The sequence below is a fragment of the Xenorhabdus stockiae genome, from assembly GCF_002632825.1.
Classification (GTDB): Bacteria; Pseudomonadota; Gammaproteobacteria; order Enterobacterales; family Enterobacteriaceae; genus Xenorhabdus; species Xenorhabdus stockiae.
The window spans coordinates 1-243 of record NZ_NJAJ01000172.1 but is presented as its reverse complement, the minus strand read 5'-3'; the positions used below and the strand labels follow the sequence as shown (position 1 = coordinate 243).

At 53.5% G+C, this 243-nt stretch carries 1 protein-coding gene; it reads left to right on the top strand.

Annotation, left to right across the window (positions count from 1 at the left end):
- On the top strand, positions 1 to 243 hold a 243-nt coding region (locus Xsto_RS20990), incomplete at both ends, for a terminase large subunit domain-containing protein (RefSeq protein ID WP_244590487.1).

The window sequence follows — 243 nt, the reverse complement described above, 5'->3', positions numbered from 1 at the left end:
GCCAATAACCTTGATGGTCTCAATATTCATTGCGGCATTGTCGATGAACTGCATGCGCACCGCACCCGTGATGTGTGGGATGTACTGGAAACCGCCACCGGCGCCCGCTTGCAGTCGCTGCTGTTTGGGATCACCACGGCGGGTTTTAACAAAGAAGGCATCTGTTACGAACTGCGTGACTATGCCATCAAGGTCTTGCGTGGACAGGCCCCGGATGACACCTTTTTTGCCCTGATTTATACG